At 45.5% G+C, this 14,759-nt stretch carries 12 protein-coding genes and 2 pseudogenes; 7 read left to right on the top strand and 7 right to left on the bottom strand.

Annotation, left to right across the window (positions count from 1 at the left end; genetic code table 11):
* The 5 genes and pseudogenes from JMX92_RS12390 to JMX92_RS12410 all read left to right on the top strand — a co-directional run.
* Positions 1-110, top strand: a pseudogene (locus JMX92_RS12390) (IS5/IS1182 family transposase); the annotation flags it as partial.
* 204 nt (positions 111-314) lie between these two features.
* Positions 315-1,304 (top strand): metallophosphoesterase, encoded by a 990-nt coding sequence (locus JMX92_RS12395; protein ID WP_201545967.1) that lies wholly within the window; start codon positions 315-317, stop codon positions 1,302-1,304.
* Between the two features lie 109 nt (positions 1,305-1,413).
* Positions 1,414-1,974, top strand: a complete 561-nt coding sequence (gene purE / locus JMX92_RS12400) for a 5-(carboxyamino)imidazole ribonucleotide mutase (protein ID WP_011961416.1) — start codon at positions 1,414-1,416, stop codon at positions 1,972-1,974.
* Between the two features lie 174 nt (positions 1,975-2,148).
* Positions 2,149-3,348, top strand: coding sequence for a 5-(carboxyamino)imidazole ribonucleotide synthase (locus tag JMX92_RS12405; protein WP_201545955.1), 1,200 nt, complete (start codon positions 2,149-2,151; stop codon positions 3,346-3,348).
* Between the two features lie 44 nt (positions 3,349-3,392).
* On the top strand, positions 3,393-3,842 hold the full coding sequence (locus tag JMX92_RS12410) for a YaiI/YqxD family protein (protein WP_201545969.1): 450 nt from the start codon (positions 3,393-3,395) through the stop codon (positions 3,840-3,842).
* 91 nt (positions 3,843-3,933) lie between these two features.
* On the opposite strand, the gene epmA is transcribed toward JMX92_RS12410, so the two are convergent.
* The 7 genes from epmA to JMX92_RS12445 all read right to left on the bottom strand — a co-directional run bounded on the left by epmA (position 3,934) and on the right by JMX92_RS12445 (position 12,680).
* Positions 3,934-4,923 carry an EF-P lysine aminoacylase EpmA gene (gene epmA, locus JMX92_RS12415; protein ID WP_201545957.1) on the bottom strand — a complete coding sequence of 330 codons (990 nt, stop codon included), beginning with the start codon at positions 4,921-4,923 and terminating at the stop codon, positions 3,934-3,936.
* Between the two features lie 105 nt (positions 4,924-5,028).
* Positions 5,029-6,261 (bottom strand): hypothetical protein, encoded by a 1,233-nt coding sequence (locus JMX92_RS12420; RefSeq protein ID WP_201545959.1) that lies wholly within the window; start codon positions 6,259-6,261, stop codon positions 5,029-5,031.
* A gap of 69 nt (positions 6,262-6,330) precedes the next feature.
* Complete coding sequence (locus tag JMX92_RS12425; protein WP_201545961.1) at positions 6,331-7,461, bottom strand: 4-phosphoerythronate dehydrogenase; 1,131 nt, start codon at positions 7,459-7,461, stop codon at positions 6,331-6,333.
* Between the two features lie 140 nt (positions 7,462-7,601).
* Positions 7,602-8,831: an AI-2E family transporter gene (locus JMX92_RS12430; RefSeq protein ID WP_011961421.1), complete on the bottom strand. Its 1,230-nt coding sequence runs from the start codon at positions 8,829-8,831 to the stop codon at positions 7,602-7,604.
* Between the two features lie 206 nt (positions 8,832-9,037).
* Positions 9,038-11,131 (bottom strand): glycine--tRNA ligase subunit beta, encoded by a 2,094-nt coding sequence (glyS, locus tag JMX92_RS12435; protein ID WP_201545963.1) that lies wholly within the window; start codon positions 11,129-11,131, stop codon positions 9,038-9,040.
* Positions 11,132-11,188: 57 nt separating this feature from the next.
* Entirely contained in the window at positions 11,189-12,142 is a 954-nt protein-coding gene (glyQ, locus tag JMX92_RS12440) for a glycine--tRNA ligase subunit alpha (RefSeq protein ID WP_011961423.1), read from the bottom strand.
* 322 nt (positions 12,143-12,464) lie between these two features.
* Entirely contained in the window at positions 12,465-12,680 is a 216-nt protein-coding gene (locus tag JMX92_RS12445) for a PspC domain-containing protein (RefSeq protein ID WP_011961424.1), read from the bottom strand.
* 498 nt (positions 12,681-13,178) lie between these two features.
* Between JMX92_RS12445 and nadR the strand changes: the two genes are divergently transcribed.
* Both nadR and JMX92_RS12455 read left to right on the top strand, forming a co-directional pair.
* Complete coding sequence (nadR, locus tag JMX92_RS12450) at positions 13,179-14,219, top strand: multifunctional transcriptional regulator/nicotinamide-nucleotide adenylyltransferase/ribosylnicotinamide kinase NadR (protein ID WP_201545965.1); 1,041 nt, start codon at positions 13,179-13,181, stop codon at positions 14,217-14,219.
* 92 nt (positions 14,220-14,311) lie between these two features.
* A pseudogene (locus JMX92_RS12455) lies at positions 14,312-14,635 on the top strand (nicotinamide mononucleotide transporter); the annotation flags it as partial.
* Positions 14,636-14,759: the final 124 nt, after the last annotated feature.

Genomic DNA, 14,759 nt, shown 5'->3' on the forward strand with positions numbered 1-14,759 from the left:
TTGCCAAGTTAAAGCAGTATAGGGCGGTTGCCACCAGATTTGATAAGCTCAAGCAGAGTTATGAAAATACAGTCGCTCTCGCTTGCGCTTATATCTGGCTCAAATTATGAATGTTCAACACGCCCTAATAAAAAAACACCTTCATTTGAGGTGTTTTTTTGTTTTTGACTGGGCTGTTTTTGACGAGCCTACCCGGTTCAATGCTATTATCAAGCCAGAAGTTAGCTAACACAGCCTCAATAATAAGTACAATTTTGGCAAATGAACTACCCGCCACCTCTCCCCCTTTACTTTTAACCAGTTGGAGTCTGCCTATGATTTATGATGTTATTGGAGACATTCACGGTCATGCCGATAAGCTCAAAGGATTGCTTGATAAGCTTGGTTATAAGATGACCCAGCATGAAACTTTGAATATCTCGTACTATCAGCCGCCACCAAACCACAGAGCGATATTTATTGGTGATTTGATCGACCGTGGCCCCCATGAGATTGAAACCTTACAACTCGTGTTTGCTATGCTTGATGCCGGCGTTGCTGATGCTTTGATGGGTAATCATGAATACAATGCGCTTGCTTATGCCACTGTCGATGACATGGCCGAGCCTACTCAGGGCAAACTTAAGTATTTGCGCTCGCACAATCAAACGCATACTCATCAACACCAAGCTTTTTTAGATGAGATACCGTTTGGCTCTGAAGCGCACAATTATTGGTTAACTCGCTTTTATGAGTTGCCGCTGTGGATAGAGACTGAACATGCTTGTTTCGTACACGCCTGCTGGGATGTCGATAGTATGGCGGTGTTAAAACCCTATTTAACTGAGGATAATCGCTTAACATTTGAGGCCTTGCAGCGCAGCAGTCAGAAGCACTCACCAGAGTATGACGCTCTAGAGCGAGTGCTCAAAGGCGTAGAAGTTGCTTTACCAGAGGGGACAAGTTTTACTGATAAAGATGGCGCGGTGCGTCACCGTATGCGAGTCAAATGGTGGCAGCAGCCGCTACAAGGAGAGCGCATCGTTGATATCGCCCGAGCCGCACGCTCAGATTTGGCACAAATTCCGCAGCAGGCCCGAGTAGAAGATTTGAGCTTTGAGCTGCTGACAGACAAGCCCATATTTGTCGGTCATTACTGGCTAAATGGTGAGCCTGAGCCGCTAAGTCCTCAAGTGGTGTGTACCGATTATTCGGTCGCGGGACAAGGCCATATGACAGCCTATCGCTTCGATACTCAGCAGCCTCTGCCCCTTTGTTCTGATAACTTTATACAATACAAGCCATCTGCCATAACCCCTGAATAGAGTGCATACAGATGGCTTTAAATAAGCGTTAATTGGGTTTTGAAAAAGGTGCTTTTTATTAGCGCAAAAATTTTGTATGATGAATGTTTTTTGCAAGGAAACTCAAACCATGGCAAATGCCACCAACCACCCGCAAGCTGACGCTCCTCTTGGACCGATTCAATCTCCTGCAGGCACCCCAAAAGTGGGCATTATTATGGGCTCACAATCTGATTGGGCCACCATGAGTTTGGGTGTTCAATTATTGGCCGACTTCGGTGTGCCTTTTGAATGTGAGGTTGTCTCAGCCCATCGCACTCCAGACAAGCTATTTGATTATGCTAAATCTGCTAAAGACAAAGGTCTACAGGTGATCATCGCCGGCGCAGGCGGCGCCGCGCATCTGCCCGGTATGTGTGCCAGCCAAACTGAGCTGCCAGTACTTGGCGTACCAGTGAAATCCTCAACCCTAAGCGGCTGGGACAGCTTGTTATCAATTGTACAGATGCCAAAAGGTATTGCTGTAGGCACCTTAGCCATTGGCACAGCAGGTGCTTATAACGCAGGTTTACTGGCGATTCAGATTCTGGCTTTACAAGATGACGCACTGGCCAAACAGCTGGTTGAGTTTCGTCAAAATCAGACTGAAACGGTATTGGCGAGCCCGACCCCTGGCATCATAAACAGCTAAGTTTGCTATACTTGAGTAGTAATAGACGAACCAGATGGTGAACAAAGGGGTGCTGTGAGCACCTTTTTGTTTTTTATTTTTGTGCGATACCCTTGTTGTCCAAATCATCTTATTATTTATTGTTATTTTTACGGTTTTGACTTCTCCTACTTTTCACTAATTTAAGAGCCAAACATGACCACAGCCAACGCTTATCCTGCCAACCAAACCATCCGCACCATCGGTATTCTAGGTGGCGGTCAACTCGGTATGATGCTGGCAGAAGCCGCACTACCTTTGGGCTACCGCTGCGTATTTTTAGAAGACGCGCCCCATTGCCCCGCCTCACTGTACGGCCAAGTCTTTACCAGTGAGCAATTAGACGACTTCGTTGCTGCAGCCGATGTGTTTACCTTAGAGTTTGAAAACACGCCTGCCAAAACGGTGGCTTGGCTCAAGCAGCTGTCAGATGAGGGCACCAAACAAGGGATGTATCCACCACCACAAGCCTTAGAGGTGGCGCAGGACCGCTTAAGCGAAAAATCTTTATTTAATGAGCTGGGTATCCAGACCGTGCCATTTAAGAGCGTCAGCTCAGAGCAAGAGTTGCAAGCGGCTGCCCAAGAGCTGGGGCTACCGTTGGTATTAAAGACCAGCCGCGGCGGTTATGATGGTAAGGGTCAATTTGTACTAAAAACAGAAGCAGATATCAATGAGGCCTGGCAGGCTTTGGGGGAGGCTGTGACCGGTAAAGGCAACTTGACCCCCACTCCAGCACCGCTTATCGCAGAAGGCTTTATCAACTTTAGCCGCGAAGTTTCTATCATCGCCACCCGTGCTCAAGATGGCAGCATGCGCACCTATGACTTGGTAGAAAACCACCACCACAATGGCATATTGGCCAAGTCGCAAGCGCCTGCCGTGGGTACCAGCCACTTATTGCCTGCTGCTAAGTCTGCCATTGAAACCTTAATGAACCACTTAGATTATGTCGGTACTATGGCACTTGAGCTGTTCGTCAGCAAAGATGCCGCGGGTAAAGATACCATTTTGGCCAATGAGATCGCGCCTCGGGTACACAACTCAGGACATTGGAGCATTGAAGGGGCGGTCACCAGTCAATTCGAGAACCACATTCGTGCTGTGGTCGGTCTACCACTGGGTGATACCGATAATGTTTATCCGTCAATGATGATTAATGTCTTGGGCCAATATCCCAATATTGAGGAGGTACTAAAAATCGATGGCGCTCATTATCACACCTATCACAAAGAGGAGCGTGACGATCGCAAGATTGCCCACGTAACCTTGATGCCAAATGACGTGGCTGCCCTTGAGCAAGCCTTGGCTGCTTTGGTACGTGCCTTGCCTAATAAGATGGGGCTCGAGTCTTGAGCTTAGATACTCAAGCTGCCAATCTGGCCAAACCACAAGCGGGCATGACCATCTGGATTGACGCCGATGCTTGCCCCTTGGTGGTGAAAGATCTGATTACCAAGACGGTTATTCGCTCCAATACTCCGGCAATATTTGTCGCCAATCAGCCGATTAAAGTGCGCAAGTCTCCGCTTATTAGCATGAAGGTGGTGGGGTCAGGCTTTGATGTGGCAGATGACTATATTGCCGATCATGTGTCACCTGGTGATTTGGTGATCACCAGCGATATCCCTTTGGCCAATGATGTGCTAAATAACGGGGGTCAGGTACTAACCCCACATGGCATTATTTATGACAAAAACAACATTAAGCAGAAGCTAAATGCCCGTGATTTTATGGATACCATGCGCTCAACGGGCATGCTGGATTTAACCCAAATGGGCGGTCAAAAACCGTATTCGGATAAAGATAAAAAGCAGTTTGCTGATGGGCTTAATAAGTTGGTGCGTTAAGCTTCGTGTTTCTGCCTAAATTAACGGTGCGTCTTTTATGACTATTTTAGTCATTGATGCAAGTGGTCGTGTGCGCTTATGACTAAACTCCCTACGCCTGCCCAATACCAAACCCAATAACCTCATCAATACTTGCAGCGCCCGTTACCACCATTAACAGACGATCGACGCCCAGCGCAATGCCGCTACAGGCTGGCAGCTCATCGCACGCGGCTACCAGACGCTCATCAATGGGCATCACCGGTAATCCGCGGCGGATCCGTTCTGCATTGTCCGCTTCAAACCGAGCTTGCAGCGCAGCCCCATCTGCCAACTCATCATAAGCATTGGCAATCTCTATACCCTTGATATACAGCTCAAAGCGCTTGGCCACCTCATTACCCTGCTCATCTATCTCCAGCTTAGCTAAAGCCGCAGTAGCAGGCGGATAGTCGGTAATAATCGTTGGCATATCATGGCCCAGATTAGGCTCTACAAGATGGCTAAATAATACATCAAGCCAGCCTTGACGGTCTTCACCTAAGTCAAGCCCACCCAGCCCCTGCTCATTGGCAGCATTGATAATCAACTCAAGGTTAGCACTCAAGGGATGAATACCCACATAATCAATAAATGCTTGGCTATAGCTATAGTGGGCTAAAGGTTGTGGCTGCCCATATACCACAGCCAGTAAGTCAGACAGCTCAGCGGCCAACGCCTCTAAGTTAAAACCCGGCCGATACCACTCAAGCATGGTAAATTCACTGTTGTGGCGACGACCCACCTCGTTGTCGCGAAACACAGAGCAGATCTGATACATAGCCACTTTCCACGTCGCCAGCATACGCTTCATCGCAAACTCAGGCGATGTATGTAAATAATAAGTTTTTGGTTTATCGGCAACAGTGATATTGGTCGAAATAGACGGCACAAACACATCCGTATTGCCCGCCTGCGACATCAACGGTGTCTGCACCTCTAACACCTGACGCTCCGCGAAAAAATGACGCAAAGTGGCCATTAGCTGGGCACGTTTAAAAGCCATCTCTAGGCTCATAGTTGGGTGATAGCCTGTTGGTTGGACGATATGACTATTCGACATAATTGTTTTGCCGTATCCTGTTATTTTGAACTGAGTACTTAATATGTGTGGACTAAAGTAAAAGACTAAAAACCTGCTGACTTGATTTTAATACACCAAATTCAACTACTGTCCCGAATATGCAGGCTTATCGATTGCCTCCCATATCAACTGCTCACCAGTTTCAAAGTCTTGAGTCAGCATATAGGTGCCGCTTGATGTCTTGACTTGAGAGTTTTTATTGGCCTCATCACTGCTATGTTTAGCATTGACATAATAACTTAGGGTTAAATGACTGGTTGAGTGGTGCATCAGCTCTCGCAAGGTATCTTCCGCTTTTTCACGCATCGTACCACACCCCATGACCGTTTGAACACCATAGCCAATCAATAAATTATTATCTGGGGTCAGTACATAATTGCCACCGATGCCATTACAATCAGATGAAAAGCTGGCGTAGGAGAAGGTATCATTGTTATATAAATCACGCTTTGTCGTATCAAACTGACCAAGTATTGGAATGTCCGCATAACCAAACACTTCGATAGGTTGACCACTGCTATCAAGCGCTTGACGCAATCGCCAGTTAAAATCCTCAAGGAAGTCTTGGCTTAAGAAAGCATCAATGCCATTTGGCTTAGCAATAGGTTTGAGCGTTCCCTTAAACATCATACGTGTCGTGCTTTTAGGGTAGGAAGGCATGTCTAAGCTGATGGCTAAATAGGCTGTTTGTGGAAGCTTACTGGCAGCCAATTTAGACATATCAACAGGTTGGTTTTCACTGTCAACCCACTGCAGCCCAAATGTTCTTGAAATATACTGATGTGGGTCGGTTTCTCTTAGTATATTTTTAAGCTCTGATAACGCTATGCTTTGATTATCAAGCTCTTTGTTCTGACAGGTCGATTCTATAGCGATATCACGATAGCTATACGGAAAATCGCCCGGTGTCATACTCAAAAAAGAAACATCGTAGCGCTGACAGTCATCGGTAAATACTAACTGATTAGGACGAATATCGAGCGTCAAAGATTTAACATGGTCATGCGCTACATTATGCTTTGAATCTTCAACGTTTACCAACTGCCATGTATAGCGATTAACCAGTGAAAATGGGGCCTGCTCGTAAGTTAGCTTTGGGGGCTTGGGATAGTTAGGCATTTCCGAGGGATTAATAATGATACCGTCACTGTTGGCATTGACGGATTCAACGCTTTCGACATCTTGTACTACACTTTGTTGGGTTTGAGCTGGATTATCGGAACTCTCAGAAACTATTGCGTCAGCAGCTAATGTACTATAAGACCCTATCAATAGCATTCCTGACAACAAAACCTGATAACCCAAGCATCCTTTCATCCTCTACCTCCTTTATCCAAACCTAGTAAATAGCTCTTAATTGAAACTACCCTAGCAAGTGACGTCTATTTAGAACAACCATTCACGGCGCAGCGCATAGTTCTTGCGCAGGGCATCAAAGGTTTTACCAGCCACTTGTTTAACACCTTTATCATTAGTAGTGACACTATCACGGAGCAGTTTGTCATCTGCTTTGATATCATAAAACTCAGCAAGCTTTTGTGGATTAGCTTTTAGCTGCTGCCACTGATACGGATTATCAGGCAATAAATCAGCCATTAAATCTGTCTCTTTAATACTCAAAATATCCGCACCCTTCTCACCATAAGAGCGTACAAAAGCATCAAATATCATTTGCGTACCTCGCAGCTTACCCTCAAGGGTGTAGCCGGCAATATGCGGCGTAGCAAGGGTTAGCTTATCTAGCAGCTCAGCAGAAACGGTTGGCTCATTTTCAAACACATCAAGCACCACTTGACGCTCAGGATTTTGATTTAAATCAGCCAATAAGTCCGCTTCACTAACCACTGCGCCGCGTGAGGTATTAATGAGCATTGTGGTGCTGGGCATTTTAGCCAAAGCGTCTGCATCAATCATATGATAGGTGGGCAGCTCGCTATGCCCTGTCAGGGTCAAGGGTACGTGTAGGCTAATCACATCACTCTGTGCTAACACTTTCTCAACGCTTGCGTTATTAATCACAGATGCAGATTGAAACGGGTCATAACCGAGTACTTCCCAGCCCAAATCTAGCGCATAACGCGCCAGCGTACTGCCAATATTACCCAAGCCAATAATGCCTAGTTTGACAGGCTTGTCCGACTGACTGGTATTACTTGCCCAGTATTCAGGGCGCAATTGCAAAATAGCGCTCATCACATATTGCGCTACAGAATGCTTGCTACAGCCTGCGGCATTGGCAAAACGCATACCTCTGAGGCTCACATAGCCTTCATTGACGTGTTCGGTACCAATGGTGGCTGAGCCAATAAACTTAACGCTTTGGTTGGTATCGAGCAGCTTAGCATCAATCTGCGTCACCGAACGAATAAGCAGTACATCCGGCTGATACTGTTGTAGCGCATCAGCGGTAATGTCACGTCCAGCCATGCTAATCACCTGAATAGGATGATTTAGAGTCTGCTCATTAAAATAATCGTGCAGATGAGCAATGTTACTATCGGCAATAATGGTGAGCATAAAAAAGTCAGTCCTTATTTAAGTAAAAAGCGCGGTGATACAGACCATTAGGTTAACACTGTGGTTATCTGTCTCTTAGGTCAATGAGTGATCTGTGTTCTGTGTTCTGCTCTTGGCAGCTGTGCCGTCAGTCCTTTAGCCTAGTCATTATGAGGCTGCTTGTCATCTGAGGTATCCGGCTCCTCTTTTGGTGCATCGGCAAAGGGATACTTGCTAAAAGTCACCACATTGGGCGATATCTCTAACGCCATGGGTCTATCGGCCGGCTTCCACTGATGCTCATCAAGCTGCGCATAACAGGGCGCAAAGATAACATTGCGGTGCTGATTAATCCATTCACGCCATACTGCCAGCGCAATGGCCAATACCACAGGACCAATAAATAAGCCCACAAAACCAAAGGCAGTCAGGCCACCGAGCACCCCAATAAAGATAATAATAAACGGAATTTTGGTGGCACCAGAGATAACAATCGGGCGAATTAAATTATCAACCCAGCTGATTACCAGCATCCCCCATAATGCCAAGCCTATGGCCTCTGGCGTATGGCCTTGGGTTAATAGCCAGATGGACACACCCATCCAAGCAAAAGGGGTTCCAAAGGGCACTAATGCCACCACAAACGTCATTAAAGTCAACAAGATAGGACTGGGTGCACCAGCAAAATAATAACCGACACCTGCCAATAAAGCCTGCGCCAAAGCGGTCAGACCAATGCCATACACCACAGCCTGAGTGGTGGAGCCTACTGAGTCTAGATAATCGTCGATACGGTTGCCAATAATATTACGCAGCGCTTGGCGAATTTGTTTAATCAGGCTGATGCCATCTCGGTAAAAGAAGAAGATGGTCATAAGCGCCATACCCAATTTGGCCATGGTACTAAAGGCCACATCGAGCGCCACCTTGCCATAATACAAATGCGACTGCAACCAAGCTCTAAAAGCACTCAAAGAGGCTTCAGGGTCTTTATTAATCTCCCACAAAATATCTTTGATCTGCTGACCAATGACCGGTAGGTTTTTGATCTCTTGTGGCACATCAACATAGCCAACCTTGATGCGGTACAACAAGTTACTATATAGGTTAACGGCCTCTTGTTGTAGCACAAAAAGACCTAATACAATAGGCACCCCTAGCATAAGCGAGATGCTCACGGTCATAATACCGGCGCTAATATTGGGGCTAAGTTTGACTTTTTTATGGAAGAAATTATAAATAGGAAAGGTCACGTAGGCCAAAATAGCGGCCCATAAAGCCGGTACAATAAAGAACTGCACCACCCTAAAGCAAAGAATAAACAAAATGACCAATAAAGTAGCAGTCAGCACACGCTGTGTGACCAGCTCTCGTGTCCAGTTTTCAATCATGACAGCGCATACCCAAGTAACGTAACAGAGAATTTCAAAGCAGTTTAAGCCACCCTATTATGCGATAAGATTTCAAAAATGAGTAATGTTAACTTGTAACTTTTACTTACAATATTACAGCCGTCTTTGACGTTGTTTAAGCTCTAAAAAAAGAGCATAACGCAAAAACGTCATGCCCTTAAATTAGCACTTATCAAGATGACACATTAAATCTGTAATTCACCCACATCGGCCACCGTCAAGAACAGCTCACGTACTTGCTTAAGCAAGGTCAAACGATTGACTTTAAGTGCCTCATCTTCGCTGTTGACCATCACATTATCAAAGAAGCCGGTCAAGGGCACCTCTAATGTGGCAAGAGATTGTAAGATCTGAGTGTACTGAGCTTCTGCTTGTAATGGCGCCACTTCAGTTTTGGCCGTACTTAACGCCTGATACAAGGCTTTTTCTGCATCCTCAGTCAGTAGCGACTCATCAACTGCCTCACCCACTTGACCTTCAGATTTGGCTAAGATATTGGCCACGCGCTTATTAATTTCAGCCAACGTCGCTGCTTGTGGCAAGCTGCGGAACTCATTCACTGCATGGATGCGTTGGTCAAAATCAAGCGGCATGTGTGGGTTAATCGCGAGCACTGCCTGAATGGTATCTACACTCACACCTTGCTCGGTATACATAGCGCGGTAGCGTGAGTTAATAAAGTCGATAACCTGAGTTAAGGTCTCGCCCGCTTTAGGCAATTTATCTTGGTAATTTAAAATGGCTTGCTCAATTAAGCTGACCAAATTAATGGGCAGCTGTTTTTCGATTAAAATACGCAGTACCCCAATGGCTGAGCGGCGTAAGCTAAATGGATCTTTTGAGCCTGTAGGGGCTTGGTCAATACCAAAGATACCCACTAATGTATCAATGCGATCGGCCAGTGCTAAGCAAATACCCACAGCGGTTTGTGGCAGTTTGTCACCACTAAACTTTGGCAAATACTGCTCCTCAATGGCCGCCGCAATCGCCTCAGGCTCACCATTTAGACGTGCATAATAAGTACCCGCCACCCCTTGTAGCTCTGGAAACTCACCAACCAGCGTGCTGGTTAAGTCGGCTTTGGACAACATGGCCGCGCGTGTGGCTTGTGCCACGTCGATGTCTGCGTAGCCGGCAATATTTTGCTGTCTAAAAGTCGCTGCAATGAAGGCAGCAAGCTTGGCAATACGCTCAGATTTTTCCCAAATCGTGCCTAATTTGTCTTGGAATACGCGATTTTTTAGGCTCTCGGCCATCTCGATCAGTGGCTGTTTTTGATCTTGTAAGAAGAAAAACTCAGCATCAGCAAGGCGTGGGCGTACTACTTTTTCGTTACCACTGACCACTTGGCTTGGGTCTTTGGATTCGATGTTACTGATAAAGATAAAATACGGCTGCAGCTTGCCTTCACTGTCGGTTAAACAAAAATACTTTTGGTCTGCCTGCATGGTGCTAATCAGCGCCTCTTGTGGCACTTGTAAGAAGCGCTCCTCAAAGCTGGCGCGAAGTGCCACGGGTAAATCTACCAATGAGGTCACCTCATCGAGCAAGTCTTGCGGTACGATGGCACGGGCATTTACTTCATCGGCCAAGGCAGTAACGCGCTCACTGATGAGCTGCTGACGACGGTCAAAGTCGGCAATAACTTTAGCACTCTCAAGCACGCTAAGATAGTCGCTAGCATGCGCAATAGTGATAGGATTTGGAGAGTGATAACGGTGACCTAATGTCTGATTACCGGCGTCAAGACCTTGCACAGTGGCGTCAATCACTTGATCATCTTGCATCAACACCAACCATTTTACAGGGCGCACAAACTCTTCACGGCTGGCGCCTGAGCGCATACGTTTGGCAATGGGCAGATTGTCTAAAGCGGTTTGAAAAATATTGGGCAGCAGCTCAGTGGTGGCTTGACCTTGAATGGTTAGCTCATAGCCAATGTAAGCGCCTTTGTCCGTTTCAATAGTGATAAGCTCACTGGCATCAATACCTAGGCCTTTAGCGAAGCCTTCTGCAGCACGGGTGGGCTTACCCTCAGCATCATAGGCGGCTTTTACTGCAGGTCCACGTTTTTGTTCAGTGCGGTCCGGCTGCTTTTCACTAATGCCTTCAATTTCGATGGCCAGACGGCGCGGCGCAGCATAGGCCTTTAGGCTGTCATAGCTGATATTAGCCTCTTGTAGTTGGCTCTCAACACTAGCTTTTAACGAATCACGTAATGGCTTTAGGCTTTTTGGTGGTAGCTCTTCACTACCTAATTCAAATAAAATTGTACTCATGAGGGTCTCTGATTTTTTTAACAAGGTATAAGGTTACTGGCGAATCACAATACGGACTTACTTTGCCGCTTGATCAGGCTCTGGGCTGTTGTCTTTGGGCAAATACTTCTCTAACGCTTTAGCCTTGTGCTCTTCAGCAGCCAAGGGGAAGCCAAGTTTTGCGCGAGCCTGTACATAGCCTTGTGCCACTTTGCGAGCCAGCGTACGTACTCTTAAAATAAAGCGTTGACGCTCAGTCACCGAAATCGCCCCACGCGCATCAAGCAAGTTAAAGGTATGTGACGCTTTTAACACCATCTCATAGGCAGGCAGCGGCAAGTCGGCTTCTACCAGCTTATCTGCTTGCTGCTCATAAAAATCAAATAGCTCAAACATCTTAGGCACATCGGCGTGCTCAAAGTTATAGGTCGACTGCTCTACTTCGTTTTGATGGAACACATCACCATAAGTCACTTTACCAAACTCACCATCGGTCCAAACAAGGTCATACACACTGTCTACGCCTTGGATATACATGGCCAGTCGCTCAAGGCCATAAGTGATTTCACCGGTTACTGGGAAGCACTCAAGACCACCCACTTGTTGGAAGTAGGTAAACTGAGTCACCTCCATACCATTTAACCACACCTCCCAGCCCAGACCCCAAGCACCTAGCGTTGGCGACTCCCAGTTGTCTTCTACAAAGCGCACATCATGGGTTAAGGTATCGATACCGATTGCTTCTAGTGAGCCTAAATACAGCTCTTGAATATTGGGTGGGTTGGGCTTCATCACAACTTGGAATTGATAATAATGCTGCAAACGGTTGGGGTTGTTACCATAACGACCATCGGTCGGACGGCGTGACGGCTGTACATACGCGGCGTTCCAAACTTCAGGGCCTAATGAGCGCAAAAAAGTCGCTGTGTGAAACGTGCCCGCCCCAACTTCCATATCATAAGGCTGTAATACCACGCAGCCTTTGTTGGCCCAATAGGTTTGCAAAGTTAAAATGAGTTCTTGAAAAGTCATAATGTCGCCATGTTTTGATTAAAATAAGGGTTAATAGACAGCAAAAAAATGTGAGCTTAGCCTCTTTTTTTTGAGGGGTTACCTTTGGTACGCTCACCTTACTAAAAAATCGCTATTTTATCTATATTCAGAGCCCAATTGATGCAAATATAGACAAAAAAAATACCTAGATGGTAACCCATCTAGGCAGGAGGAAAGTGGTGCTGTCGTGGCCTAGATACGACCACTTAAGTATTTTAATTATAGTTATCTATATCGACGTTATTGTTGTTGGTATTTTTAATCGCAAAATAAAATAAATAGCTTGTCTTAAATAAGGCAATTAAGAGACATAAGAGTCTGCGGTTGCCTTTGGCATAATTAACCAAAGAATCAAATAGATTAAGATACCGGGTACTGCCACACTTGCCGTAGAAATAAACACGAATAAGATACGGGTCAGATTAGGTGACCAACCAAAATATTCAGCAATACCGCCCATTACCCCAGCGATCATTCGATGATTACGCGAACGATGAAGCTTGTTAAGTTTTGCCATAGTTATTCTCCCTATCAAGACAAGAGCGTCAATCTAAGATTAGTGTTTAAGCACATCGCCTATAAAGCACGGCTTAAAACCTTAAACCACTGCTTAAAATATCAAATAAAATAAATCCTACTTAATATTATGGGGATTCAAGGTATGATAGACAAGATACAAACAGATTAATAAAGACCATTAAAACCCAAGTTACACCCTTTGATTGACTGAGTTAATTATAGCGTATGATTTAACTATTGCTGTTGAGACTTTAGGTGAAGTTTGTAACTTTATAACCACAAAGTATTGCACAATCCTAGCCCAACTATAAAAGCAGCTATCGACAGGTAAAGCAATGTTTTAAAAAGGGTTATTAAGGATTTTTAGCGCATACAAAAATGACAGACGCTTTTTTGAACGTGACTAAAAACCCATAGATTTTTGTCAAAAAAATATTAAGCTAAACTACATTAAATAAAAAAATATTATCCAACTAACACTCTTAAGGAGCAGTATATGCAAAAGTCAGGACTTATGATTGGTCACTTTGAACCGCTACATTTAGGGCATATTCGCAGTATTTTGCACGCCTCATCTATGGTTGAGGTGCTTCACATTGTGATTACTCGCCACCCCAATCCCAATCAAAAGTTCCCGGTTACTTTGCAAGATAAGGCACGCTGGTTACAGATGGCGTGTAGCGACTTACCTTTTATCAAAATTCACACCTGTGATGATTTTTCGTTCCCAGTTCACGACAGCATCGAGGACATTACGATTAATATCGATGGCTATAATGCCAAGATTGACTACATCCAACATAAATTCAATATGGATGAGGACACCATATTGTTGGTCACTGAAGGCCATCCACTGTCTAAGCCGTCAGTGACTTCTGCGCTAAACACCCAAGTGGCCACTACCCCGCTACACCCTGAATTTGACAGTACCGCCATTCATTACAACCCCATTGCCAACTGGGATATTATTCATCCTGAAGCGCGTGGCAACTATACCCGCACTGTCGCTATCGTTGGCGGTGAAAGCTCAGGTAAGACCACATTGTCACACAAGATTGCCAACTACTATGGCGCAGACTTAGTACTTGAGATGGGCCGCTTGTATGTGGGCACAGATTTGGGCGGTACTGAAGAGGGGCTACAATACAGCGACTACGGACCCATTGCGTTAGACCACGCTCAAGCGGTGCGTGAGACCTTATATCAAGCTCAGTCACCGGTCACCATTGTTGATACCGATTTTGTCACCACTCAAGCTTTTTGTGAGGAATATGAGGGACGTACCCATCCGTTCGTCACCGCCTGTATTGAAGAGTTTCGCTTCGATCATACCTTGTTTTTGGCCAATAACACCCCGTGGATAGATGATGGCATGCGCTCTTTGGGTACCCCAAGCGCCAGAGATCGTTTTGAGAGTAGACTGACTGATATTTTTGCGCGTCATAATATCCAAACTTATCGTATTGATAGTCCAGATTATTTTGCACGCTATGAGCAGGCCATTGCTTATATCGATCAACATATCTTTGGAAAGTAGGCCTGTTTATTGCGCCATAACATCCCGTACACTCAAAAAACCTTACCAGATGACGATAACTCAATCTCACCAATCACATAATTAGGACTGATATGCGTATAGAACTGCTAGATAATCTGACCGGTAAATGGGCAATGCAATGGATTGTTGCTTGGTTCGTCTTCGGGGTAATCGCCTTGAGCACCGGCTTTTGGCTCACCACAGAACATACCCGCTTAGATTGGTTTTATCTGGGGGTGTCTTTGGTCGGTCTGGTGTGTGTGGTCTCCCTCTCGTTCCGCCGCAATGTTATGGGCAACGGCTTGGGCATGGCAGCTACTGCCGGTGAGGTAGTTGTACAAGGTACTTCAGGTGCCGTGGGCTTAATGCTGGCGCCTTTATTTAACTTTTTTACTCATGTGTACGGTCTGGTGTATAGTCAATCCAAAATAAAATTGGTACAACCCATATTATGAAATAGTTTAGGTAGATTATTCTCCATCCATCCTTGGCGTAGAAATTTAGCCTGTGCCCATTTTTTCTCAATAGGGTTTAAATCGG

The sequence above is a fragment of the Psychrobacter sp. H7-1 genome (genome assembly GCF_904846585.1).
Lineage (GTDB): Bacteria > Pseudomonadota > Gammaproteobacteria > Pseudomonadales > Moraxellaceae > Psychrobacter > Psychrobacter raelei.

Coding starts and splice junctions, on each gene's coding strand:
- purE (WP_011961416.1), top strand. CDS start 1,414: ATGGCAAATGCCACCAACCACCCGCAAGCTGACGCTCCTCTTGGACCG.
- JMX92_RS12425 (WP_201545961.1), bottom strand. CDS start 7,461: ATGCTCACCATTATTGCCGATAGTAACATTGCTCATCTGCACGATTAT.
- JMX92_RS12445 (WP_011961424.1), bottom strand. CDS start 12,680: ATGGCAAAACTTAACAAGCTTCATCGTTCGCGTAATCATCGAATGATC.
- epmA (WP_201545957.1), bottom strand. CDS start 4,923: ATGTCGAATAGTCATATCGTCCAACCAACAGGCTATCACCCAACTATG.
- nadR (WP_201545965.1), top strand. CDS start 13,179: ATGCAAAAGTCAGGACTTATGATTGGTCACTTTGAACCGCTACATTTA.
- JMX92_RS12405 (WP_201545955.1), top strand. CDS start 2,149: ATGACCACAGCCAACGCTTATCCTGCCAACCAAACCATCCGCACCATC.
- JMX92_RS12410 (WP_201545969.1), top strand. CDS start 3,393: ATGACCATCTGGATTGACGCCGATGCTTGCCCCTTGGTGGTGAAAGAT.
- glyQ (WP_011961423.1), bottom strand. CDS start 12,142: ATGACTTTTCAAGAACTCATTTTAACTTTGCAAACCTATTGGGCCAAC.
- JMX92_RS12395 (WP_201545967.1), top strand. CDS start 315: ATGATTTATGATGTTATTGGAGACATTCACGGTCATGCCGATAAGCTC.
- JMX92_RS12430 (WP_011961421.1), bottom strand. CDS start 8,831: ATGATTGAAAACTGGACACGAGAGCTGGTCACACAGCGTGTGCTGACT.
- glyS (WP_201545963.1), bottom strand. CDS start 11,131: ATGAGTACAATTTTATTTGAATTAGGTAGTGAAGAGCTACCACCAAAA.
- JMX92_RS12420 (WP_201545959.1), bottom strand. CDS start 6,261: ATGAAAGGATGCTTGGGTTATCAGGTTTTGTTGTCAGGAATGCTATTG.